The sequence below is a fragment of the Bradyrhizobium frederickii genome (assembly GCF_004570865.1).
GTDB lineage: Bacteria > Pseudomonadota > Alphaproteobacteria > Rhizobiales > Xanthobacteraceae > Bradyrhizobium > Bradyrhizobium frederickii.
Genome location: NZ_SPQS01000021.1, coordinates 125,413 through 147,672, shown reverse-complemented (window position 1 = coordinate 147,672; position 22,260 = coordinate 125,413). Strand labels below are relative to the sequence as shown.

The 22,260-nt window shown below is 60.0% G+C and carries 25 protein-coding genes; 5 read left to right on the top strand and 20 right to left on the bottom strand.

The annotated features are described in order from the left end of the window. A partial coding sequence (locus tag E4K64_RS30370) for a transposase (protein ID WP_135163638.1) occupies window positions 1-207 on the bottom strand: 207 nt, incomplete at its 3' end. A 120-nt stretch (window positions 208-327) separates the two neighbouring features. Between E4K64_RS30370 and E4K64_RS30365 the strand changes: the two genes are divergently transcribed. Then, window positions 328-981: an acyltransferase family protein gene (locus tag E4K64_RS30365; protein ID WP_135166756.1), complete on the top strand. Its 654-nt coding sequence runs from the start codon at window positions 328-330 to the stop codon at window positions 979-981. Between the two features lie 326 nt (window positions 982-1,307). On the opposite strand, the gene E4K64_RS40640 is transcribed toward E4K64_RS30365, so the two are convergent. Both E4K64_RS40640 and ku read right to left on the bottom strand, forming a co-directional pair. Beyond that, entirely contained in the window at window positions 1,308-1,463 is a 156-nt protein-coding gene (locus tag E4K64_RS40640; RefSeq protein ID WP_167772342.1) for a hypothetical protein, read from the bottom strand. Further along, on the bottom strand, window positions 1,460-2,383 hold the full coding sequence (gene ku, locus E4K64_RS30355) for a non-homologous end joining protein Ku (RefSeq protein WP_135166754.1): 924 nt from the start codon (window positions 2,381-2,383) through the stop codon (window positions 1,460-1,462). Before ku ends, E4K64_RS40640 begins: the two co-directional genes overlap by 4 nt. Before the next feature lie 754 nt (window positions 2,384-3,137). Between ku and E4K64_RS30350 the strand changes: the two genes are divergently transcribed. Then, complete coding sequence (locus E4K64_RS30350) at window positions 3,138-3,482, top strand: response regulator (RefSeq protein WP_126261431.1); 345 nt, start codon at window positions 3,138-3,140, stop codon at window positions 3,480-3,482. Between the two features lie 1,246 nt (window positions 3,483-4,728). On the opposite strand, the gene E4K64_RS41280 is transcribed toward E4K64_RS30350, so the two are convergent. The 16 genes from E4K64_RS41280 to E4K64_RS30275 all read right to left on the bottom strand — a co-directional run bounded on the left by E4K64_RS41280 (window position 4,729) and on the right by E4K64_RS30275 (window position 18,585). Beyond that, a complete protein-coding gene (locus tag E4K64_RS41280) occupies window positions 4,729-6,183 on the bottom strand; it encodes a hypothetical protein (protein ID WP_235884819.1) in 1,455 nt (484 codons plus the stop codon). After that, window positions 6,183-6,350 (bottom strand): hypothetical protein, encoded by a 168-nt coding sequence (locus E4K64_RS40635; RefSeq protein WP_167772341.1) that lies wholly within the window; start codon window positions 6,348-6,350, stop codon window positions 6,183-6,185. Before E4K64_RS40635 ends, E4K64_RS41280 begins: the two co-directional genes overlap by 1 nt. A gap of 301 nt (window positions 6,351-6,651) precedes the next feature. Continuing rightward, window positions 6,652-6,792, bottom strand: a complete 141-nt coding sequence (locus E4K64_RS40630) for a hypothetical protein (protein ID WP_167772340.1) — start codon at window positions 6,790-6,792, stop codon at window positions 6,652-6,654. Then, window positions 6,789-7,652 carry a phage tail tape measure protein gene (locus E4K64_RS30335; RefSeq protein ID WP_135166753.1) on the bottom strand — a complete coding sequence of 288 codons (864 nt, stop codon included), beginning with the start codon at window positions 7,650-7,652 and terminating at the stop codon, window positions 6,789-6,791. The genes E4K64_RS40630 and E4K64_RS30335 overlap by 4 nt, the downstream gene beginning before the upstream one ends. Window positions 7,653-7,655: 3 nt before the next feature. Continuing rightward, entirely contained in the window at window positions 7,656-8,309 is a 654-nt protein-coding gene (locus E4K64_RS30330) for a hypothetical protein (RefSeq protein ID WP_135166752.1), read from the bottom strand. Continuing rightward, window positions 8,306-8,536, bottom strand: a complete 231-nt coding sequence (locus tag E4K64_RS30325; protein WP_135166751.1) for a hypothetical protein — start codon at window positions 8,534-8,536, stop codon at window positions 8,306-8,308. The genes E4K64_RS30330 and E4K64_RS30325 overlap by 4 nt, the downstream gene beginning before the upstream one ends. Before the next feature lie 4 nt (window positions 8,537-8,540). Further along, window positions 8,541-8,822 (bottom strand): hypothetical protein, encoded by a 282-nt coding sequence (locus E4K64_RS30320; protein WP_135166750.1) that lies wholly within the window; start codon window positions 8,820-8,822, stop codon window positions 8,541-8,543. A gap of 96 nt (window positions 8,823-8,918) precedes the next feature. Then, window positions 8,919-9,197 carry a helix-turn-helix transcriptional regulator gene (locus E4K64_RS30315; RefSeq protein WP_235884818.1) on the bottom strand — a complete coding sequence of 93 codons (279 nt, stop codon included), beginning with the start codon at window positions 9,195-9,197 and terminating at the stop codon, window positions 8,919-8,921. A 124-nt stretch (window positions 9,198-9,321) separates the two neighbouring features. Continuing rightward, window positions 9,322-10,596 (bottom strand): tyrosine-type recombinase/integrase, encoded by a 1,275-nt coding sequence (locus tag E4K64_RS30310; protein ID WP_235884817.1) that lies wholly within the window; start codon window positions 10,594-10,596, stop codon window positions 9,322-9,324. 372 nt (window positions 10,597-10,968) lie between these two features. After that, complete coding sequence (locus tag E4K64_RS30305) at window positions 10,969-11,232, bottom strand: PepSY domain-containing protein (RefSeq protein ID WP_135166748.1); 264 nt, start codon at window positions 11,230-11,232, stop codon at window positions 10,969-10,971. A gap of 238 nt (window positions 11,233-11,470) precedes the next feature. After that, complete coding sequence (locus E4K64_RS30300; RefSeq protein ID WP_126257577.1) at window positions 11,471-12,106, bottom strand: response regulator transcription factor; 636 nt, start codon at window positions 12,104-12,106, stop codon at window positions 11,471-11,473. A gap of 162 nt (window positions 12,107-12,268) precedes the next feature. Further along, complete coding sequence (locus E4K64_RS30295; protein ID WP_135166747.1) at window positions 12,269-12,895, bottom strand: response regulator; 627 nt, start codon at window positions 12,893-12,895, stop codon at window positions 12,269-12,271. Between the two features lie 131 nt (window positions 12,896-13,026). Continuing rightward, window positions 13,027-14,166 carry a sensor histidine kinase gene (locus tag E4K64_RS30290; RefSeq protein WP_135166763.1) on the bottom strand — a complete coding sequence of 380 codons (1,140 nt, stop codon included), beginning with the start codon at window positions 14,164-14,166 and terminating at the stop codon, window positions 13,027-13,029. Window positions 14,167-14,798: 632 nt separating this feature from the next. Further along, window positions 14,799-15,617: an outer membrane beta-barrel protein gene (locus E4K64_RS30285; RefSeq protein ID WP_135166746.1), complete on the bottom strand. Its 819-nt coding sequence runs from the start codon at window positions 15,615-15,617 to the stop codon at window positions 14,799-14,801. A gap of 245 nt (window positions 15,618-15,862) precedes the next feature. Continuing rightward, window positions 15,863-17,125 (bottom strand): arginine deiminase, encoded by a 1,263-nt coding sequence (arcA, locus tag E4K64_RS30280; RefSeq protein WP_135166745.1) that lies wholly within the window; start codon window positions 17,123-17,125, stop codon window positions 15,863-15,865. Between the two features lie 26 nt (window positions 17,126-17,151). Continuing rightward, window positions 17,152-18,585, bottom strand: a complete 1,434-nt coding sequence (locus tag E4K64_RS30275; protein WP_135166744.1) for a basic amino acid/polyamine antiporter — start codon at window positions 18,583-18,585, stop codon at window positions 17,152-17,154. Window positions 18,586-18,961: 376 nt separating this feature from the next. Here E4K64_RS30275 and E4K64_RS30270 point away from each other — a divergent pair, with 376 nt between their 5' ends. Continuing rightward, a complete protein-coding gene (locus tag E4K64_RS30270) occupies window positions 18,962-19,465 on the top strand; it encodes a DUF1269 domain-containing protein (protein WP_135166743.1) in 504 nt (167 codons plus the stop codon). A 19-nt stretch (window positions 19,466-19,484) separates the two neighbouring features. Here the strand turns inward: E4K64_RS30270 and E4K64_RS30265 are convergent, their stop codons facing one another. Next, the gene (locus E4K64_RS30265) at window positions 19,485-20,198 is read right to left on the bottom strand and encodes a Bax inhibitor-1/YccA family protein (RefSeq protein ID WP_135166742.1); all 714 of its coding nucleotides are present in this window, start codon (window positions 20,196-20,198) and stop codon (window positions 19,485-19,487) included. A 247-nt stretch (window positions 20,199-20,445) separates the two neighbouring features. On the opposite strand from E4K64_RS30265, the gene E4K64_RS30260 reads away from it, so the two are divergent. Together E4K64_RS30260 and E4K64_RS30255 are read left to right on the top strand one after the other, a co-directional pair. After that, the gene (locus E4K64_RS30260) at window positions 20,446-20,667 is read left to right on the top strand and encodes a DUF6894 family protein (protein ID WP_135166741.1); all 222 of its coding nucleotides are present in this window, start codon (window positions 20,446-20,448) and stop codon (window positions 20,665-20,667) included. Window positions 20,668-20,814: 147 nt separating this feature from the next. Beyond that, window positions 20,815-22,254: a basic amino acid/polyamine antiporter gene (locus tag E4K64_RS30255; protein WP_135166762.1), complete on the top strand. Its 1,440-nt coding sequence runs from the start codon at window positions 20,815-20,817 to the stop codon at window positions 22,252-22,254. Window positions 22,255-22,260: the final 6 nt, after the last annotated feature.

Here is a 22,260-nt window from a genome sequence, read left to right as displayed (position 1 = left end):
GGTGGGTTCGGCGATCCGACTCCCGCCGCCCGGACCGAAAACATCGGCAGCGCTGCCTTCGAGCTGGGCCTTCCACGATGTGATCTGATTGGGGTGAACGTCGAACTGCTCCGCCAGTTGCGCCAGCGTGCGGTCACCCTTGACGGCGGCAAGTGCCACCTTCGCCTTGAAAGCCGGAGTGTGGTTCCGCCGTGCTCGTCTGCTCATCGTCTCTCCTGATTCGCGGGTCAATCTTGCCCGCCGTCAGGCAGAAACTCCACTTATCGCGCTGTTCAGATTTGCGGGACCAGCTCAGACATCGAGTTCCAGTTTTATTTGCTCTGCGCCTTGCTCATCGCGGTTGGTCTGCGCAAATACTTACTTCCTGCAATCTGTGTCTGGTGTTTGATCAGGTTTGCGCTGTCGAGCTCCAAGAACCCATACTCAAACGATTTTTTTGCCTTCTTTATCGCCGGTCTTAGCGTGGCTTCGTATGCCACCGGACACCGCACGCAGGCGCTCATTGGAATGGCGGTTGCCCTCCTCCTAGAGGCCGGTCATTTGCTCCTCTCGTATCAACAGCCATCAGTGCCGATCGAGACTTCGCGGTTCGCGATGCTTGCGTTTTCCATCGCAGCCGTGTTCGTCGCTGCGCAATGCAAGGCACCGCGTTTCTTGAAGCCCTTGGCATTCGTTGGACTTATCAGTTATCCGCTTTACCTTTTGCATCAGGACTTAGGCCATATGGCATTGGCCTGGCTCGACGTGCCCTATAGTGATCGACTGGTCCCGACACTGATCCGGGCCCTCATCGTTCCCCCGATCTTGGTGGGTGCGGGCGCCCTGGTGTATTTCTATGTGGAGAAGCCCCTAACCGGTTATCTGACCGGATGGTTGCGCCGTCCACGTATCCCCAAGTCGGTTTGGATTAGAACTGCCGGTGTGTCACCGGGCAATCAGCCCCAAATCGCCGAACGCGATCTTGAGCAACAACGAGTTTGACACTGAGGTGGTCGCAGGCTTGGAAAACTCCAGCATAGCCAACGTGAAATGAGCCCAAGGATGGTCCGGTGCAAGGCGACGCGCCTTCAGCACCAGGGCCTCCGACACTGTCAGATGTTCGTGAGGGTGATCAGTTAAGAACAATAGTCCGGTGACCCGGTTGAATGACGACTGACCCTGCTTGCTGGAGCCGTGGAATTTGCCTGATGGTATGCGAAGCTTCTGCGTTTGCGCCAGTGAGCTCCGCCTCGGGTACCCATAGGCGGCCGATGGCTCCCTTCGCCTCGTCGACCGCGCCATGCGCCGCTGCTTCCGCTTCCGGATCCTTACTCGCCTTGGCATCGCGGACCCGCCTCGCGCCACGAGGCGCTTGACCAGCCCGACTTCTTCTGCTCGTTAAGGCGCGGATCGGCCATGCGCCAGAGGCGTCCGCGCACGACGAAGTACCGGCCATCGAGGGTCGCCGGATGCTTCACGTTCAAGCCGACTTCCGTCGCGCCCCTGCTGTTGGCTTCTTCGCCGTCGCTTCCTTGGCGGGCTTCTTGCCGGCAATGGGCATCAGCATCTCTTTCTGACCAGCTGAGGCCTTCTTCGGCTTCTTGGTGGCCTTCTCCTTCGCTGGCGCAGCCTCCCGACCGACGCTCTGCCGCAGCGCCTCCATTAGGTCGACCACGTTCTCGCCTGTCGGCCGCTCCTTTGGCCGAATTACCTTGCCGGCGCGCTTCTGGTTGATGAGGTCGATCAGCGCGGTCTCGTAGTGATCTTCGAATTTTTCCGGCTCAAACCGCCCCGCCTTTTGGTTGACGATGTGCCTGGCTAGATCCAGCATGTCCTTGGTGACCTTCACATCCTGGATCTCGTCGAAATATTCCTTCTCGCTGCGCACTTCGTAAGGGTAGCGCAGCAGCGTGCTGACCAGACCCTTGTCCATCGGCTCGAGCGCGATGATGTGCTCGCGGTTGGTCAGCACCACCCGGCCGATGGCGACCTTTTCCATCTCGCGGATGGTCTCGCGGATTACTGCAAAGGCGTCGTGCCCGACCTTGCCGTCGGGACGAATGTAATAGGGACGGATCAGATATCGCGGGTCGATGTCCGACCTATCGACGAACTCGTCGATCTCGATGGTTCGTGTCGATTCCAGCGCGATCTCCTCGAGCTCTTCTTTCGACACCTCAATGTACTGGCCTTTTTCGAGCTCGTAGCCTTTGACGATGTCCTCATTTGGCACCTCGTCACCGGTGTCCGCGTCCACTTTCAGGTATTTGACGCGATGGCCGGTTTGCCGGTTGAGCTGGTTGAATGAAATCTTTTCGCTTTCGGATGTGGCCGGATAGAGCGCCACGGGGCAGGTGACGAGCGATAGACGCAGGAAGCCTTTCCAATTGGCGCGGGGAGCCATGAACGCGATACTCCGGTGTTGCACCGATTCAAGACGAATGACGCAACCCGGTTCCGACATCAGGCGCCCCGCCCCGAGCATTTTCTGCGTGGTGCCGATGCCGCGTAGGTCGCGTCGACGTCCCCGGATCATCGCTTCGATCGCGACTTCACAGCGCTGTATGACGCCGGCGTCCCCGGAGGCGCCCGGGGCTGCGCAAGGCCAGCGCGATGCTACTGGCGAGGACCTGCTCAGCTCATAGGAAGCCATCGATGACGTGCTGGCGGGGGCCTCTCACAAGCAACTGGCTGAATGAAGTTGGCCGCGTTCCGAGGATGGAACCAAATGTCCGATATGGGGTTTAAGGTCTCACCTCGAATGCTTAGGTGTTTTGGTGAGCAATGAATTTAGGAACGAAGTCTTTACGAACTACAATCCCAGTCCACTCCCAAGCTGCAGTCACTGCGGAAAAAAAACGAAGCAAGTCCGCTCGATGTTGGACCCCCTCACCGGGAGTACCGTCCGCATGTTCAAATGCGAATGCGGTGAGCAAGCTTGGACTGAAGCGAAAGAATAAGGCCGCTTCGGTGTCCCTGGAGATGCCCCGGAGCCGTTTGCATAGAGGAACATTCGTCCGATTGCCGAGTTTTCCCGACGCCCTTGCCCGGGGCAAGCCCCCAAGTGAAGTGGCCCCAGCTTACCGCCCCCCTGCAAGCTGGGGCTTTTTCTCGTTCTCGCTGGCCCTTTTTGAGCATTCGCGCCTGGGATGATATTTATGGCCTCGGTACTCATCGTTGAGGATGAAGCGCTCATTGGGATGATGATCGCGGACATGCTTGTCGAGTTAGGTCACACGATTGCGGGACAGGCCACTGGTCTTGCGACTGGGGTTGCCTTGGCCCAATCGACGGACGCTCAGGCGGCCATTCTCGACGTCGCGCTCGGCTCCGACAGCTCGGAGGCGATCGCCTGCGTTCTACAAAAGCGAAGCATTCCATTTGCTTTCGCGAGCGGTTACGGCGCGGCCGGAGTTCCTCAGGAGTTCAACGAACGTCCGCTGCTGCGAAAGCCGTTTACGATGGAAGAGCTGGCAGGCTGCCTGAGAAGACTAATAGGCTAAGCGTCGGTCGCCCCGCTTTGGTCTGGAACGAGTTTCCCGAAGCAGCATTTTACCGTCATGCCGAGGTCTTGCGGCGCAGCCTCCTTGCGATCTCCCGCAAATTCTCGACGTATTCCTCGACGATTCGCCTTGCCTCCTCAAGGCGCGACGGCTCCGGGAGTGGTTCTTGACCCGGAGACGGTTCATCGGGCTTGCTACGTGCCCATGTTCGATCCAGTGCCACGGCTACCATTGAGATAAGTCAAGGCTAATTCGGCGGCTGCAAACCAGGCGACCGCAGCCATTCGCTCATGTGCGAGCCGGTCTCAGCCTGTCGGGCCTTACGTAGCAGCTCCTCGCGGGCCGCTCCAGGTGGAAGCAATGCGGCTTTATCACGTAGCCGCGTCGCTTCTTCGGCAAGACGGACCTCTAGGATGTTTGTGTGTTTGAACCGACGCCGCTCACTCATCGTTCAACCTCCGAATACGAGTTCCTAACCCGTCAACGGGACTGCCGATTTTGAATATGCAGATAAACTGCCTTCGGTTCCAAAGTTCCATTCAAATAAGCTCGGGCGGCTCGCTATGGCAGGCTTTACGCCAAGCTCCAAAGCCGCTTCGCCTCGCGAACGCCGCCTTTATTTCGAGGCCACCTTTCTCGGCTAGCCCCAGTGGGGCTCGACAGCGCCTGCAGTCCCGCCTCGATTGCAGCGATGTCCCTCTCTAGCAGGGTGATCGCGGCTCCAGGGTCGAAGCCGGTCATCGATTTCAAATCGACGGCCAGGTTTCGACGAGGTGTCTTTAGGTTTCCAGGGACTGTCGACCCGCGAGTTGAGTGCAGCCGCTCACAATCAACTCTATCCCATCGACATAACGCTACTCTACAACAATTCGGACTTACAACAGAGGAAGCTAGCGAGGACGCGATTCGCTCGCCCACGTGGAGCCAGACAAGAGGCGCCGCAGGAACGAAGGTCTCCTGATCAAATTATGCGTCTCGCCAGGCTCGTTCGCACTATCTGTTCTGGGTCGGAGAACTACGGGCTTACTTTTGCCCGACAAAAAACCCGCCAGCGGAACCGGCGGGCCCAGCGGAGCGCTGCGCACAAACGACGGCCCCAGCAGGGGGCGGCGGCTGGGGCCGTTGGAAACGCTCCGGCTTCAAGGGGGCTGTTGGGACGCCGGAGCGAAAAGCTAATCCGTCAGATTGCCACTTGTTCCCGACTCGTAGAAAACGCCGTCAATCCGCATGATCGGATGTGGCCGCGCTACCGCATCCGTCTCGCCCGGAGCGAATAGGTGCATGTGACTGCCGTTCCGGTAAAGACAGCCTGCGTGTTGAGGTAGACCGTCGTGGTACCGTTGAACAAGCCTTGCGTCGGAGCGATGCTCATCGCGTAGGAATGGTCCGCCTGGCTTGGCGTGCGCTCGTGCTGCGCGACCGACGTTCCCAAGGGAGCCGCGAGGCTGGCGCTCGTCGTCGAGACGGAGGCATAATAATCGGTGCTGTTGGTGCCGCCTCCCGTGTTGAATTGTGCCGTGGCGCTGACGTCCCAATCGCCCGCGGGCAGAGAGATAGACGCAACAGCGGCCGTCACACCGCTGGACAGAGACCCCGACGTTCCGGTCGAGGAGATGACCTCGCCGACCTCGCCGGAGGAAGCTGCAGCGTTTGACGCGATTCCCGGTAAGTGGCCATCGGCCATGCCGATATTCGTACGTGCTTGTGACGCTTGTGGGCCTGTGAGCGACTGCGCGGCGGCATAGCGAACGACACCAAGGTTCGTTGCGGCCGTCGCAACGTTCGCCAGGTCCGACAGGTTGTTGGCGCTCGACAGATCGCCCGCGCCAGGCTGACCCACGACATTGAAATTCCAGTCTGCGAGCGTGCCGCTGCCGTTCGTTTTGTCGACGTTGATGGTCTGCGTCGTACCGCTGTATGTCGCAACACCTTCCATCCAGTTTGACGTGTTCGCAGCCGAGCTGGCGCGCACGCGCGCACCGTTGGTGTAGGCGAGACCCGATTGCGTCGTGAACACCTTCGAGCCGGTGCCAATGGTCAGTGACGTGGTCGAGGTGCCGCCATAGCCGGCACCGGTCGAGCCGGTCGATCCTGTGTCGCCCTTGCTCGCCAGTACTTGCCAATAGGTGGCGTTCGGCGCCGCATGTCCCGAACCAGGCGTCGCATTGATCCAGACATAGGACGTCCCGGCATCGGTCATCACATCGCCGACCGAATAGGTCGTCGCGCCATTGTAGGCGCCTGTGAAGTTGAAGCCCTTATAGATGCCGAGATAGGACCAGACGCCAGCGGATTTCACCCACGTTTTACCGGTGGTTGGCTGGAACGCATACTGCCCCTCATTGCCGAGTGACGGATCCGGTACCGTCTCGGTCGTCCCGACGAACACGAAGAACCCCGACGTTTCGAGCGCCGCGACGAGTTGATTGACAGTTACCATTGCCTGCGCGCCCGCAAACCGCTGCGGCGAGACCTGCCAAATCTTGTATGCGGCACCGGTCTGTGCGCCACCGCCCCACGGCGGAATGACGAGATGTGTCGTATCGGTGACATCCGAAATCACCGACTGAAAATTGCCAATCTGGAAAATGTCGCCAGGGCGAACATTGACGCCCGACCAGATCGTGCCGGTGCCGGTGACGGTTGTTCCGCCCGCCGAAACGGTGGCGGTGCCGGTGGAATAACTGACAAGTGCGGTCATCAAGATTTCCTTGTTTCAACAATGGCGTTTGCTTCTGCGATCGGCAGCCATTTGCCGTCGATCTTGCGCCAGGCTTTGCCCGTCGACGGCTGCCAGGCGATCCAGCCGCGCGCGTCGGGCGGCGGCTCGCTCAATTCTGGCGGTACAATGCCGCGGTCCATTTTCATCGCTGATCCCCTTGATTGGCATCCACCGGATGCGCAGCGCGCGTCCGCGCTGACACATCCGAAACGGCCGACCGGCAGGCGTCCCCGCCGGGTCGATCGCCGGACCGTCCAATCTGAGCGTCCCCAGATTCGGCGGCCCCGTTTGCCAAATGGGCGGTCATCTCGATCGCTTCCGCTCGGCAAATTCTCAAAAAATCATCGTATTCCGTCCGCTTTCAACATGCTGCGTAGCCGACGCGCGAATTGTTTGCGGGTGATGCGCTCAATTTGAAGCGCGCGACGTAATGCCCGGTTGTCGACCTCAGTCATCAGCGCGCTCGGGCCAGCGCCATGCCGTGAACTCGACGTCCGCGCCATCGAGATCGTCGAACGCCGGATCTAGCGTCTCGCTGGACGGCTGCGGCTCGCTGCGATCGCGTCGCTGCTCTTGCTTGGGTGTCATATCTCCCGCCTTTTCTTGGCGACGTGGAAGATTCGCACCGTGTCAGCGTGCCGGGCGGCGCGATCGCGCGCCAATTCCTCGCGCAACTGCATCACGGTCTCTTGCGATGCGCCTTCGCCGATGTTGATCTGCCGGTTGTCCTGCATGACCACGGCGGGCCCGGAATTGCCCACGGCGCGCGACATCTTGCCGAAGAGACCGCCGTCGGCGTAGCCACGCAAGCTGTCCAGATTGGCAACTCCGACGCGGCGCACCGTGACGGCATCCATGACGTACTCGCCTTTGTGCACGATGCCGGCCGGTTGATATTTGCTACCGGCTCCGGTGTAACCTCCGTTCGCAAAGCCGATCGTCGGCATTGAATAGCCGCCCACGTCGACCGAGCCGGTGACCCCCGATCCGCCGAGTCCGAAGAGCGAACCCAAGCCGCCAGTCGACCCGCCGAATGCCGAGGCGAACAACTTGTCGGCTGCCATCCGCATCAGCCTGTCGGAGATCTTCCCGAGCGCATCCAGGCCGGACGACTTGAACGCGTCCCACGCGCTTGCACCCTGGCGGAGTTGCTGACCGAACTCGACGAAAAAGCCGCGGTTGACGCTCATTCCCTCGACCATCAGGGAGTCGAGTTGCTTCCGCGCACTGTCAGCGTCATTCAAGGCTTGCTGGAACATCGGCAGCGCGGCGCCGGCCACCTTGGCCTGATCGCTCAGATCCTCCATCTGCTTGGCTGAATAGTTCAGCGCCGCGGAAAATTCATCGATGTTCTTCGGGTCGATCAGGCCGCGATCGACGAGGCTCTGAAACTGATCGCTCATCGCCTTCGCGGCGTCTTTGGTGCGGAAAATTCCAATCTGCGCCATCGTTCAACGCTCCGTCGTCATCGGTTGGCCGATCTGATCGTCGGGCCAGTGGTGGAAAACTTGCGTCTCGATGTTGTCGGGGCTGACGGTGGTCAGTTCGGCATAGCCGCCGACACGCGAATAACCATCCTCCGCCGCGACCTGCCGCTGCAGTTTCATGAGTTCGCGCAAGCCGTTCACGATATCTTCGGGCGCATCGTCCGGATCGGGTGCGACGCAAGTTGCTACATCACCCGGCCAAGGGCCGAACAACGTAGGGCCGGCCGGCAGGAGGAGGTTGGGAGCCGATCCCCACTCGATGCTGTCATGGCCGCCCGCGGTCCGGATGAAAAAGATCATCGGGCGACCGCAGAAAAACCCGGCTAGATTGAGCTCAAACGGCCGATAGAGCCGGAATTCCTCGACGATTAACGGAAGCTCGCGCGAAGCGATGCTGACAAGCTCGTCGAAGCTAGAAGACCGACGCGTCAGTTCGCGCGTTGCAGTGTCCAGGCCGAACGAATTACCGCGGCCGGTGATCGCGGCAGACCATTCCGGAATGGCATGGACCTTCGACTTGAATTCGGCAACGACCCCGTTGTCGTAATAGGACGCCGCATCGGTTGCGATCCAGATGCAGTTGTGCTTTTTCGAGGCGATCAGGTTGTTCGCGGTCATTTGCTGATCGTCTTCTTGGCCATGTCGACCTTGGTGATGATCTCGGCCGCGGCCGAGAAAAAGGCGTCCAATTGCCCTTCCGCGCGCATCGTCTCCTTGAGTTCGCGCAACCGATCGAACGCCTCGTCGCGAGCGCGCTCGATATCGGACACGTCGCCACCAGCCGCCACGGCGCGCAGCACCGCGGCTTCGAAATCGAGGAGGATCCTTTTCGGGGCTTCGGTCACGGCGCTATTCCACCGCCACGGCGAGCGCGCCGAGTATGTTCAGCGCCTCGGGCTCCTGGCGCCGGTAAAGCTCGTCAAAGTCGGCGCCGGCTTCGGTCAGCAGCGGATCGACGATCGGCTTTGCCCATGTGCGGAAATCCGACACATGCTGGACGTCCGCGGCAGCGCGGATCTCCTGATCGGCCGCTCGAATGAGTTCGTCGGCCATCTCCAACGCGGCGACGTGATGGCCGAATGAGCCATCGGATTCCATGAGCGGGGTGTTGGGAACGACTACCTTGGGCATTGTGATCTCCTTGGTTTTGAGCGTGGGTGGCGCGGGACCGGCGAGAGGAACGCACCGACCCCGCGCCGTCAGCCTCCGCGCGAAGCGGTGGCTTGATCAGGCGGCGACGCTTTCGCGCCTCGCGGAAATACGCGCGGCGATCCATTCGTCGATTTCGGATTCGATCCAGGCAACACGCTGAGGGGAGAGCTTTACGCGTTGCGGAAACTTCCCTGCCCGCTCAAGGCGCCAAAGCTGAACTTTGGAATAGACGATCCCTTTAGGCGAAAGGCCCTCGTAGGCGATCAATTGCTGCGACACGGCGACGTGCTCCGGGTATCGCTCGCAGCCATAAAAAAAGGCCGGGCGAGCGCTTGTTGCGCTGGTCCCGACCATCCCGGTCGCTCGGCTTTACTCACTAGCGAGACCATTTCGGTCTCTCGCAACCATCTCGGTTAGCGAATTTAGCTAGCCCCTAGAGCCTAGAATTTCAGTACACTACAACGAATTTCGACAAAAATCAAGACAACGCTTCCGCACGCATCGGCACGACATTGTCCGCAGGCGGATTCAAGATCATGTCGAGCATGGATGCCAGGGCTTCGAACGCCTTCCGCTTTTCGTCCAAATATTCATACCGATCATAGGTCTCGCGGACGCCGCCGATAACGTGGCCCATGCAGCGCTCGGCGTGATCGGCATCGACCTTGGCCCTGCTCATGAGGCTGCGGCCGGTGCGGCGCAGGTCATGAAGCTGCCACTGCTTCATGGGCGCCCTTCCCTCCGCTTTGCGGATCTTGTCCACGAGGCGGTCGAGCTCTTTCTTGGCTTTGCTGAAGCCGCTGAAGGGCTTGGCGCCATGCGTGGTGGAGAACACGAACCACGAATTACCATCGCAGCCGGCCGGCTTCTCGCCGATCAGTTCTCGTATCGCCGGCGTGATCGGAATGACGTGGTCCTGCTTGTTCTTGTAGCGTGCTGCCGGGATGACCCACAGGTCACCTTCCAGTTCGTCGGTGTGCATCCGGGCGGACTCGTTGCGGCGGGTCATGGCGAGCAGCAGAGACTTCACATATCGCGGATAGCATGCCGGCTGCTCGATCTGCTCCAGCGCCTTCCAAACGTCCCTGATCTCGTCGTCTGCCAGAATGCGCTTGCGGCGTCGCTCCTTGGGCTTGGTCTTTGCCATGCCGCGAACGATCGGCGATTTGAACTCGTCGTCTTGGATCATTTGCCAGTTGAACGCCTTCCGGACGTGCGCGAGCACCCTATCGGCCATAACCGGCCCGCTCTCGGCTTTGATCTCGTTAAGCATGGTGGTGATGTCGCTGCGCTTCAGGTCGTAAATTGACCTATCGCCGATGCGCGGGCGGACATGGTTGGTGAAGGCGGCTTTGACTTGGTCGCCGCTGCGCAGCCCTTCGACGTGGTCTTTCTCGAAGGCGTCGAGCACGGCATTGACGGTCGTTGCTTCCTTCGCGACCTGCGACCGGCGCTGCTCCGCCTCCACCTGGGCGGGGTCCTTGCCCTCGCCGATTAACTTCAACCAGTTCCGCGCTTTGTCCCGAGCCTCGGCCAAGTCGATCTCGCCGACCTTACTGATCTCCCGACGGCTGGCGTTTGTCTCGCCGGGGTACCGCGTCCTCAGAACGAACGTTTTGGCCCCCTTGTCGGTGACGCGAACTCCAAAGCCGGGCACCACCGAATCCGCAACCCATAGCCGTCCCGCTGCGGGCGCCTTAAGCCGATCGATCATGGTGACGGTTAGCTCTTTGCGGTGCTTCTTGGCGGGCATGCGGGCCACTCCGGGGCCACAAGAATCTGAAATAGCGCGTGCCCCAATGAAATCCATTGATACGGCATGTCGACTGAAAGCGCAATAGTATCAAGCAGTTATGAAAGGCATTGAAAGAGGATGAAAGCCAATGAAATCCGGAAAACCATAACTTTTAATCACGGGGTCCTGGGTTCGAGCCCCAGCGCGCTCACCACCTAAATCAATGCGTTACCGCTACACTCTAAATCGGGCCGCACCGCTCGGGGACCCGCTGGGGACCCGTTTGATGATGGTTGTGCGGGTAGTCGCCCGGATTGTCGTCTTCAAGGAAGATGCACCGGAGCCGACGCAGGCTGCATCGCCGGGGCACCCGTGAGGCAATCGCACAATTTAGCGATCGGGCCTTGCAGATATAATCTCGCCCGTTTTGGCGTCGGCGTGAAACTTCATCTTCTGACCATCCTTAATGCCTTCGCCTTCCCAACGACCGTCATCGGCTTCGATTTTGCTGACCAGCGTAAAACCCGACTTGAGAACCTTCTCGATGACTTGCTGGATTGGCATCCAGTCAGCCCCCGGCCGGTCAGCATGCGCGGCGCTTACAGCAATTGCCGACAGAACGATTGCGATAACAACAGGTGCACTCCTATTCATGCGGGCCTCCTTGCTGCGTTTACCGACAAGTCTTCGCATCATTGTGGATCAAGGACACTCCCAAATTCAGCCTAGGGCACTCGGGGATAAGTACCAACACCGGCCGCGAGATACGAGAAGCGAGCCTACAATCTCTCCATCCGTCAATCTGCACGCAGCATGCGCACCCAGAACCTGAGACAATAGAAGCTACGTCGGATCTCACATCTGGCGGACATCGTTCGGCCAGCCGGGTCTCTCAGGGCGCCACCAGTTTCTTGCGGATGGCGTAACGGACGAGTTCAGCTGTCGACGACATCCCGAGCTTGCGCATTGCCGAAGCACGATGGGTCTCGACGGTCTTCACGCTCAATTGCAAAATGGCGCTTATGGACCTGTTGGTGTGTCCTTCTGCTATCAGTTGCACTACGCCCTGCTCGCGCGAGGTGAGCAGCATATCCGACTTGTTCAGCTTGTTGATCTGATAGTCGTGGAGCAATTTCTCCAGCAACACGCTCGTGAAATAAGGCCTGCGGTCCAGCAGCGCTTCGACGGCGGAAAGCAGGTGTTTCCTCGCATCCGACTTGAACAAGAAGCCGCGGACACCGGCCAGAATGGCTTCGGTCAACAGCTCTTCATTTTCGTGCATCGTCAGAATTAGAACTTCGCTGCGCAAGCGAAGTGACTTCAATCGGCGACTGACCTCAAGCCCGTTCATGAGGGGCATCGAATAGTCAGCGATCACGACGTCCGGCTTTGTCTCCAGAGCCAGTGCGACAGCCTGCTCACCATTCGTTGCTTCACCGACAACGATCCAGTCAGAGCGCGTATCGATAATCGCGCGCAGCCCTGAACGCACGATTTCATGATCATCCGCAATCAGGATGCGCTTCACGGCATCGTTCTCCTACCCGACTGCAATCGGCGGAGATCATCGGCAGCAGAACAGTCGAGCGATCATACAGATCGCGGGCTGAAGCATTATCCTACAAAACCCCGAGATGGCCGGGCGAATGTACCGACGCGACCGCGGCCACCCACCCCCAGAAAGGCATTGTCATGCCTCGACCAGCTGCGCGCGGACGGCGTATCGTACCAGCCCCGCGGTCGAGCTCACGTCCAGCTTGCGCATCGCGGCGGCGCGATGAGCTTCGGTGGTCTTGACGCTGAGGTTGAGGATCGCGCTGATGCCCTTGTTGCTGTAGCCCTCTGCAACCAGCTTAACGACGAGCTGCTCGCGCGGAGTGAGGCCCGGATGCCGTTCTGCATTGCTGGATCCGCCGTTCAGTTCGTTCCGACATCTTTCGGTACAGAACTGCTTGTGCGCCAGAAGAGAATCGACGGCCGTCATCAGCAATCTGTTTGCATCCGATTTCACCAGGAAAGCGCGCGCACCGGCCTCGAATGCTTGTTGGGCGAGTAGGCCGGAGTTGTGGACCGTGAAAATCAGGACCTCGGTCTGCAGTGGGTATTGCCTGATCCGCCGCGCGACCTCCAGTCCGGTCATTCGCGGCATGGAAAAATCGACGATTGCCACGTGAGGTCGGCTTTCGATCGCCGCTGTTAGCGCCTTGCTGCCGTCGTTCGCTTCGGCGACCACTTCCCAATCCGCTCGTTGCTCGAGCACCGCGCGCAAGCCCGACCGCACCGCTTCGTGATCGTCTGCTATCAAAATACGCTTCATGGCGAGCACTCCAGTCGCTACTCGGCGGCTGGGGCCGAAACGAATTCGTTTCCGCCTTGCCGCCGGTGATCAGTGTTTTTCTTCCCTCAGTGGGTGCCTGCGGGGGCCCTCATGACAGTGGTGTCCTTTCGTCAGTTTCTCCTGTTCGTGACAAATGCATGCGGAACGACTGCGCACAGAACCGTGCCGGAACGATGCGCAGCCGGATCGGAGTGGATCTCCAGCGAACCTCCGATCTGCTCAAGTCTTGCTTTCATGGCTGGAATTCCAACGCCGGTCGATATCGCCTGGTGGGTGCGGCCGGCCTGAAGCCCGCGCCCGTTGTCCCTGACGGTCAGCCGAAAATGACCGCCGGTCTCCTTGATGACGATGCTCACTTCCGTCGCCTTTGCATGGCGGAATACGTTCGTGAGCGCTTCCTGAACGACCCGAAGCAATGAGCGCTGCTTCTCGTAGGGCAGTCGATCGACGCCAGCCACGATCCTGGTCGTGACCCGCAACGACGTGCGGGCCGCGAATCCATCGGCATAATGCTCGATCGTGACCTTGAGCCCGTTGTCTGTCAGATTCTGCGGGTGCAGCAAGTAGGCAAAGGCGCGGATTTCCCTGAGCGCCTCGTCGATCGACGCGTCGATCTCATCGCAGATGCGCTCGGCCCGGACGGGGTCGCCAATAGTCTGGCGGATCCGCATCAGGCCAAGGCTCGCGGCAATCAGATGCTGGCACGTCGAGTCGTGCAGATCAGACGCAATCCGTTGCTGGATCTCTTCCTGGATGGACAGCAGATTGACGCTCGCCTGCGCAGCGTCCGAGCGCTCAGTGGCGTTTTGGAAACGTTCATTTCGCGCGATGCGATGGCTGCCGATCAACCGGATCGCACCACCGGCATCGGCGTCCATGATCGGAACGATGGTCGTTACCATGTTCTGGCGCTGGCCGCCAAACGCCAGGCGATGGCGAATCCTGACCTCCGTTCCTTCTGCGAGACACGCGCGGAGAGCTTCGCTGACGGCTCTGGCGTCGTCGCTGCCGAGGCAGTTGAAAACGTCCATCTCCCGGATCTCTTCCGACGAGACCCCAAGACGAAGCTCGAATGCCGGATTTATCCCCTCATACACGAAATGCCCCTCAAACGAAGGGTGTGCTGCAAAAAGAAGATCGGGTGAAAAGACCCAGTACAGGCGTTCGCTGGTTTCTTCCGAGCCAAGTCGTAACCACCCTCTAGCACTGGTTCCACTCGACTCACAGGCGGGCGAGCTATGTGACTTCACGGTACGCACCACTATTCACCGGTGACGCCCGACATTGAAGCTCAACATATTGAAGCTCAATATATTGAGGCCGAACATCAGGAATCTCCTGCCTGCCCGCCGGCAAGGTATCCATCAATGGATCAGGAGACCCGCCCTTGGGGTAGGCAGAGTATACACCTTCAGGTTGCTGACACCACCAGGTAGTGTTGCTGACGGAATAAAATCTTGCATCGATGAGACGAGATCGGGCGGATCGGATGAGTGGCTTTTTGCCAGATTATCCCGCTGCAATTCGAATAAGGTGCAACAGATACTCAAGCGCAGCAAACAGCTTTCATGATGGCGTCGAGGCGATCGCACCATGGCTAGGTCGCGGTGTGTTAGCGGCTCACATCGCCGCTCGTGTTCGGCTTGTTCTTCTTTCCTTTCGTCGTGTTTGGGGCTGCCTCTTGCGGCGGGGCGATCACCAGCGGATGATATGGCATCCGCAGCCGTTGAGTGCCGGCATCATCCCTGAGAGCATCGGTATCGAGACGCTGGCTCCGGTCCACAGAGTCGCGTGGGTCCGCCGCTGCGACGGATGCTGCGGTTGAACCGACAAGGACCCCAATCAGCACCCAACCACGCCTCAACATCATCTTGCAGACCTCTCAAAAGGCGAAGTCGAGACGAGGACCGATCCTGAGATCCCTGTAGCGCCGCGCCATGACGTTCGATTCTCGTGCCTCGTACAGCACAGTGGTTGTAAGCGACACGTTCCTGGCAAAACTATACTTCAGGCCAATATCCGCGGAGTAGATTTGATCCTCCCGACCCCTGTTCAGCCCGTCGGTGAACCAGAAGGCTTCGAACAACGGGGTGCTCACGATCGACCATTTTGGATCGAGCTTGACCTCTATGCCGAGCAAGGCATCGAAGCGCCAGCGGCGAGCTTCCGCAAGGTCGGAAAACCGGTAGGTCAGGAGCAGGAGCGGTGAGAATGTCACATTGCTCACCCGGAAGTCGCGCGCCACCGAGCCCATCACGTCGTCTGACGTGAAAGCGAGATCGCGATAGATCCCGTCGAAATCGTATCGGTGCTCGTAGATGGCGGAGAAGCGCCAGCCGTCCCAATTCTCCGTCAGGCGCGCTCCCATCCGCGCCACCGCGGCATTGCCGTCTTTCTCTCTCGCAAAGGCGTCATATTGCGCGCGTGCATAAAGCCGGTAGGACAGGTCATCTGTGAGGTTCCCATCCAGCCTGACGCTTACGTCGGGCTCGTAGAAGAAATCCGACCTGCGGTTGTCTCGGCTGAACAGGGCATTGTCGGTGAAGTTCGGCGTGACGGAGCCGACGACGCTCCAGGACGGAGCGGAGTAATACGGTATGGGGCTGCTCGCCTTCAGTTCGGTGAGATCAACGTCCGCTGCCCAAACGGTGCCGGTTCCCAACAACCCCAAGACCGGCAAAAGAGCTCTCGGCCTGTGCATGGTGTTCCTCGATGGCTTTGCGTGCACCAGGAATCGCCTCAGCTTGGGCGACGATTATGGCGTGTTAGTGATATGATTCAAAATCAGTGATTGAATCGATGGACTGCGATTTCGTAAATTGCCGGAGGTTCTCGACGCATGAACCCAATCCTGCGCTTGATCCCAATCGATCGCGCAGGTGCAAGAAAGGCCGGAGCGACGCTCCGCCCTGACACGCCGGCCTCACGACGGAGCCCGGTTGTGGTCTAATAGTCCGCCGGATCCCTGGCGATCGGACAGGTCATGCAATGACCGCCTCCCCGGCCCCGCCCGAGCTCGGCCCCGACGATGGTGATCACCTCGATCCCTTCCTTGCGCAGCAAGGTGTTGGTGTAGGTGTTGCGGTCATAGGCGAACACCACGCCTGGGGAGGCGCAAACCAGATTGGCGCCGCTGTCCCATTGTGTGCGCTCGCGCATATAGGCGTTGCCCCCGGTCTCGATCACGCGCAGCTTCTTCAGGCCAAGGGCTTCGGCCACGACGTCCACGAACGGCTTCTCATCCCTGCGCAGATCGAGGCCGGCCGAATTGTCCGCTGGACGGTAGGAAAAGGCCGCAATGTTGTTGACGATGTCGGGATACAGCAGAACGCAATCCCTATCCGCGAACGTGAAGACGGTGTCGAGATGCATTGCCGCACGAAGCTTCGGCATCGCAGCCACAATCACGCGCTCCGCCGCCTTCTTCTTGAACAAGGCCGCAGCGACCTGGCTGATCGCCTGCCGCGAGGTGCGCTCGCTCAAGCCGATCAGCACGTTGCCCTTTCCGATCGGCATCACGTCGCCGCCTTCCAGCGTCGCCAGACCGTGGTCCCGCGTCGGATCGCCCCACCAGACATTGACCTTGCCGGCGAAATCCGGATGGAACTTGTAGATCGCCGTCGCGAGGATCGGCTCTTCGTGCCGCGCCGGCCAGTAGAGCGAGTTCAGCGTGACCCCGCCATAGATCCAGCAGGTCGTGTCCCGCGTGTATAGCGTGTTGGGAAGCGGCGGCAGCAGATACTCGGTCATGCCGGCGGCCTCGCGCACGAGCTTGAGCATCTCGCCGCCATGGGCGTCCGGGAAGTCATGGGTCGAAACGCCTCCAATCAGCGTTTCGGCCAGATCGCGCGGTTTGAGGCTCTCGAGGTAACCCCGCAGTTCATCGACGAGACCGAGGCCGACCTGATCGGGAACGACCTGGTTGTCGAGAATCCACTTCTTGGCCTCGGGGATCGCGACGGTCTCCGCCAGCAGATTGTGCATCTCAACGACTTCGATGCCGCGGTCGCGCATCTTCTGCACGAAGTCGAAGTGATCGCGCTTGGCGTTCTCGACCCACAGCACGTCGTCGAACAGCAGGGTGTCGCAATTGGACGGCGTGAGGCGTTGATGGGCACGGCCGGGTGAGCAGACCATCACCTTGCGGAGTTGACCGACCTCCGAATGGACCCCAAAGGAGACCGAGCTATCCGACACCTGTTTTGCCATGGGAGTTCTCCCGGGAGTTGCCTTGCCTAGATGGTGATGTAGCCAGTGGCCAATCCGTGGATCCCGACAGCAGCGCCGACGGCGGCGGCAATGAAGATGACCCACTCGACGGTCGTAAAGACCCTCGCCTTCTGCTCCAGACGAGCCCAGAAGTAGAGTGCCGTGCCGGGCGCATAGAGGATCAAGGACAGCAGCAGGAACTTCATTCCGGCGGCGTAGATCAGGAACAGCGTGTAGACGACGGCGATGCCAGCGAAGATCATGTCGCGCGTTCTGTCGCTGCTGTTCTTCCCATAGGTCTCGCCCCGCCTGCTGAGCAGAAGCGCATAGGCTGCGACGAGAAAGAACGGAATGAGCGACATCACGCTCGTCAAATTGAGCATCAACGCAAACGCGTCCTGCGACCAATAGGTGCTGATGACGAAGAGCTGAACGATCGCGTTGGTGAGCCAAAGCGCCGCGGCCGGCACCTTGTTCGCATTTTCCGTGCCGAACAGAGCCGGCATGTCCCTGGTCCGGCCGGCGGCGGAGAGCACCTCGGCGCAGATCAGCGACCAGGCGAGATAGGCCCCCAATACCGAAACCAGAAGCCCGACGCTGACGAAGATCGCGCCCCAATGGCCAACGACTGCTTCCAGCACCGTCGCCATGGAGGGCTGCCGCATGCCCGCGATCTCGGCGCGGGGAAGCACGGCATAGGGCAGCATGGTTACGAGCACCATCAGGCTCGTGACGATCGTAAATCCCAGAATGGTCGCAGCGCCGACATGCGCGCGTTCCTTGGCATAGCGTGAATAGACGCTGGCGCCCTCGATGCCGAGAAAGACAAATACGGTGACCAGCATGGTCGCGCGAATCTGCTCGAACAAACTTTTGTCCGGCATGCCCTCTCCGCCCCAGAAATTCGTTCGAAACAGGTCCGCCTTGAACCCGATGATCAGGATGACGATGAAGACGAGGATCGGCACGATCTTTGCGATCGTCACGATCGTGTTGATCGCGGCCGCCTGCTGCACTCCGCGCAGAATCATGAAATGAAACAGCCATATTCCGATCGAGGCGACGACGATCGCGATCACGGTGTTCCCGTCCCCGAAGACCGGGAAGAAAGCGCCCAACGTCGACTTGATCAGCACCCAATAGGAGACGTTGCCGATGCAGCTGCCTATCCAGTATCCGAATGCCGACAGGAAACCGGGATAGTCGCCAAACCCCTCCTTCGCATAGGCATAGACGCCGGCATCGAGCTCGGGCTTTCGCTCCGCCAGCGCCTGGAACACCCGCGCGAGGGTGTACATGCCGCCGCCCGCGATGCACCAGGCGAAGATCGCTCCGAACGGTCCGGTGGCGATACCGAAGGTTCTCGGCAGCGAGAAGATGCCCGAGCCGACCATCGAGCCGACCACCATCGCGGTCAACGCGAACAGCGAGAGCTTTTGGATTGACGGGTTCGCAGTCATGTGAAGACCTCGCCACACGATGGTGCGCGACAGTTCTAAGATCGACTGCCCGACCGCTTGCACGATGCGCCTTGATCCCGGCTCGAAATATCGGGTGATCACCTAGTCTGGGATAGGGATTCTCCTCGCCGGGAAGCGAACACGAACGTCAGACATTTTTCACCGCCCATGCTTCGTGACCGCGTGGGACGAGAGCCCAGCATTAGCTGGCGAAAGCTAGATCCGATGTCCCTTCCTAGGTGATGATCAAGAAAATTCATCCCTGCACGCCTAGGGTTTTATCCGATGCCGCGCTGGCGGGCCGACAGCTAATCTTTAGGCGTGTCTCGCCGGCTACCAGCCCTGGCCCGCAGAACTCGACCAGAAGGAGGCTTGCATGTCCGACCTAGTAGCGATCGTGTATCCAACCGAGGCGAAGGCCGAAGAAGTGCGTCAACGGCTGCTCAGGCTGCAGAAGGAATATCTAATCACAATCAGCGACGCGGTGATCGCCGTGAAAACAGATTCCGGCGGCATCAAGCTCAACCAGCTCGTCAACACAACGGCGATGGGCGCTATGACCGGGAGTTTCTGGGGCCTTCTGATCGGCGTGATCTTCCTCAATCCAATCCTTGGTGTCGCGGTCGGCGCCGCATCCGGTGCGCTCGGCGGCGCCCTGGCCGATTTCGGCATCGACGACGCCTTCATGAAGGACTTGTCTGCCTCGCTGCACACCGGCAACGCCGCCTTGTTCGTCCTGATCAAGAACATGACGGCGGACAAGGTGCTGAAGGAGATCAAGGACGCCGGCGGAACCGTGCTGAAGACGTCCCTGGATGACACCAAGGAACAGGCGCTGCGCGACGCGCTCGCAAGTGCGGCGGAACGGCCGGCGGCCTGACCGGCCGCCTTCGGCCCGCTTAGCGCCGACCACCGGTGAGGCGCAGCAGCATCATGAACAGGTTGATGAAGTTGAGGTAGAGCGACAACGCCGAAATCACGGACTTGCGGCCTGCCGACGTTTCGTCATCCCTGCCGTCGTACATCGTCTTGATTCGCTGCGTATCGTACGCCGTGAGTCCGGCAAAAACACCGACCCCCACGACCGAGATCAGCCAGTCCAGCCCCGATGACTCCAAGAAGAGGTTGACCACGGTCGCGATGATGATGCCGATCAGGCCCATGAACAGGAAGGTACCAAGACGGGACAAGTCTCGCCGGGTGGTGTAGCCGAACACGCTGAGCGCCCCGAAGGTCGCGGCTGCGATGAAGAAGACGCGTGTAATCGATGCACTAGTGTAGATGTGAAGCAGCGTCGAGAGCGACACGCCGACCAGGGCGGCGTAAATGAAAAACAGAAGCCGTGCGGTCGACACCGACAGCGTATCGATGCGCGAGCCGATGAAGAAGACCAGCGCAAGCGGCGCCAGGATGAAGACCCACATCAGCGGGCTCTCAAGCAAGGCCGGACCAGTCAGCTGATAGGTCAGCCACGCGACGACAGCGGTCAGGCCAACGCCTGCGGCCATGTAGTTGTAGATCCGCAGCATGTAGTCACGCAGGCCGGTGTCCACCGCGATTGTGTCACCACCGCCCGCACTCGAGGCCGCCAGGTTCTGATCATAATTTGACATTGCTCGTCTCCTCTCAGCGCTGCTGACGGAGCAACGCTATCCCTCGGACTCAGAGGATGGCATCGGACAATCACCCGAACGCCGACGGGGAAACCACCCTGTTGCCCCCGTAATTTCCGCCGCAGCGACCATCCTGCGCATTACAAAGTGGCAAACTGGAACCACCACTCACGCGTCCTCCTTTTGGAGGAGGCGCCTTACGCGTTTGTCACTAGGAGATGATCGCGGCGCGGCCTAATCGGCTGACATGCGCTACTATTTTCACATCGTCGATAAATACGGCCTCACTCCCGATGAGACCGGATGCGAATATGCCGATCAGGATACGGCGGTTCTGCATGCTCAACGGATCGCGGCCGAGCTCGCGAAGGCCGGTGAATTCTGCCGTTCCGGCGTCGTGCTTCTGGCTGCTGTTTCGGGGCCATCCGGTCCCGGCGAAGGCGTGATCGAGCTCACGGCAAAGGCCTGAAGCCCGCGTGCAGGCCCCTCGGCGATTTCCTGCCCCTGCTCCCTACAGAGAATCCCTGATGTGCGATCGGGAAAGCCGCCTCTAAGGTGTTGGCGAGATCGACGAGCATCAGTGCCCGCCGATCGCGGATTGGAAGGCCATTTTGGCATGGCTCCGTCACCGCACCAGGTCGATCAAAAGCTCTCCCGCAATGCGCTCATCGCACTCGTGGTGGGCTCGATGGTCGGCTCTGGCATATTCGCGCTACCCGCCTCGTTCGGGCGAACCACGGGTGCGCTCGGGGCAATGATCGCCTGGGCGATCGCAGGCACCGGCATGCTGATGCTGGCCTTTGTATTCCAGACCTTGTCACACCGCAAACCGGACCTCGATGCCGGCATCTATGCCTACGCCAGGGCTGGGTTTGGCGAATATATCGGATTTGCTTCGGCCGTGGGGTACTGGATTGGATGCTGCCTCGCGGATGTGGCCTGCCTTGTCTTGATCAAGGCAACGCTCGGACAGTTTTTCCCCATCTTCGGTGACGGCACAACGGCGGTGGCGATCGCTTCGGCATCCGTCCTGCTCTGGGGAGTGCATGTTCTGCTGCTGCGCGGCATCAAGAACGCCGCCGCGCTCAATACGATCGCGACCTACGCCAAGATCATTCCGATCCTGCTGTTCATTGCAGCTGCCGCCATCGCCTTTGATAGCAGGCTTTTCTCCATGAACTTCGCGGGAACGAAGCAGCTGGAGCATTCAGATGTGCTCACTCAGGTCCGCAGCACGATGCTGCTGACCGTATTCGTCTTCGTCGGGATTGAAGGCGCGAGTGTCTACTCCCGTTATGCCCTAAGCCGAACCGATGTTGGGTTCGCAACTATTGTCGGCTTTCTGACGGTGCTTAGCCTGCTCGTCCTTGTGACGCTGCTTTCCTATGGCGTGCTGCTACGACCGGAGCTGGCGGATCTACCGACGCCATCCATGGCCGGCGTCATGGAAGCGATCGTCGGCCGCTGGGGCGGCGTGTTCATCAGCGTGGCGCTCCTGATCTCGGTCCTCGGCAACTACCTGTCCTGGTCACTATTGGCCGCTGAGGTGCTGCATTCCGCCGCGGTTCACCGCACCATGCCCTCCTTTCTCGCAACAGTGAACGCGTACAAGGTGCCTTCTGGAGCGCTCTGGCTCACCAATTGCGTCATCCAGACCTTCCTCCTGGTAACCTGGTTTGCGGAATACGCGTTCACGCTCGCCTTGAAGATGACGAGCGCGATGACGCTGATCCCATATTTCCTTGTTGCGGCCTACGGTCTCAAGCTCGCCTGGACCGGCGAGACCTACCGCACTGGCGAGCGCGCGCGTGTTGGTGACTGGATCCGCTCGGCTGTTGCGACGTTCTACGCGGCCGGCATGATCTACGCAGGCGGGCCAAAGTTTCTCTTGCTGTCCTCGATCCTCTATGCGCCCGGCACGCTGCTGTTTCTTATTGCCAAGCGCGAGCGCAAGGAAGCTGCGTTCAGGCCGCTCGAGGCAATCCTCTTTGCGGCGATCACGATCGCAGCATGTGCCGGCGTGTACGCACTGTCCACCGGAGCCATTTCGATTTGAGTTCTT

Bases quoted from the DNA above. Each gene is read 5' to 3' on its own strand.
- ku (WP_135166754.1), bottom strand. From the start codon at position 2,383: ATGGCTCCCCGCGCCAATTGGAAAGGCTTCCTGCGTCTATCGCTCGTC.
- E4K64_RS30350 (WP_126261431.1), top strand. From the start codon at position 3,138: ATGGCCTCGGTACTCATCGTTGAGGATGAAGCGCTCATTGGGATGATG.
- E4K64_RS41280 (WP_235884819.1), bottom strand. From the start codon at position 6,183: ATGACCGCACTTGTCAGTTATTCCACCGGCACCGCCACCGTTTCGGCG.
- E4K64_RS40635 (WP_167772341.1), bottom strand. From the start codon at position 6,350: ATGAAAATGGACCGCGGCATTGTACCGCCAGAATTGAGCGAGCCGCCG.
- E4K64_RS40630 (WP_167772340.1), bottom strand. From the start codon at position 6,792: ATGACACCCAAGCAAGAGCAGCGACGCGATCGCAGCGAGCCGCAGCCG.
- E4K64_RS30335 (WP_135166753.1), bottom strand. From the start codon at position 7,652: ATGGCGCAGATTGGAATTTTCCGCACCAAAGACGCCGCGAAGGCGATG.
- E4K64_RS30330 (WP_135166752.1), bottom strand. From the start codon at position 8,309: ATGACCGCGAACAACCTGATCGCCTCGAAAAAGCACAACTGCATCTGG.
- E4K64_RS30320 (WP_135166750.1), bottom strand. From the start codon at position 8,822: ATGCCCAAGGTAGTCGTTCCCAACACCCCGCTCATGGAATCCGATGGC.
- E4K64_RS30315 (WP_235884818.1), bottom strand. From the start codon at position 9,197: ATGGTCGGGACCAGCGCAACAAGCGCTCGCCCGGCCTTTTTTTATGGC.
- E4K64_RS30310 (WP_235884817.1), bottom strand. From the start codon at position 10,596: ATGCCCGCCAAGAAGCACCGCAAAGAGCTAACCGTCACCATGATCGAT.
- E4K64_RS30305 (WP_135166748.1), bottom strand. From the start codon at position 11,232: ATGAATAGGAGTGCACCTGTTGTTATCGCAATCGTTCTGTCGGCAATT.
- E4K64_RS30295 (WP_135166747.1), bottom strand. From the start codon at position 12,895: ATGAAGCGTATTTTGATAGCAGACGATCACGAAGCGGTGCGGTCGGGC.
- E4K64_RS30285 (WP_135166746.1), bottom strand. From the start codon at position 15,617: ATGCACAGGCCGAGAGCTCTTTTGCCGGTCTTGGGGTTGTTGGGAACC.
- arcA (WP_135166745.1), bottom strand. From the start codon at position 17,125: ATGGCAAAACAGGTGTCGGATAGCTCGGTCTCCTTTGGGGTCCATTCG.
- E4K64_RS30275 (WP_135166744.1), bottom strand. From the start codon at position 18,585: ATGACTGCGAACCCGTCAATCCAAAAGCTCTCGCTGTTCGCGTTGACC.
- E4K64_RS30270 (WP_135166743.1), top strand. From the start codon at position 18,962: ATGTCCGACCTAGTAGCGATCGTGTATCCAACCGAGGCGAAGGCCGAA.
- E4K64_RS30265 (WP_135166742.1), bottom strand. From the start codon at position 20,198: ATGTCAAATTATGATCAGAACCTGGCGGCCTCGAGTGCGGGCGGTGGT.
- E4K64_RS30260 (WP_135166741.1), top strand. From the start codon at position 20,446: ATGCGCTACTATTTTCACATCGTCGATAAATACGGCCTCACTCCCGAT.
- E4K64_RS30255 (WP_135166762.1), top strand. From the start codon at position 20,815: ATGGCTCCGTCACCGCACCAGGTCGATCAAAAGCTCTCCCGCAATGCG.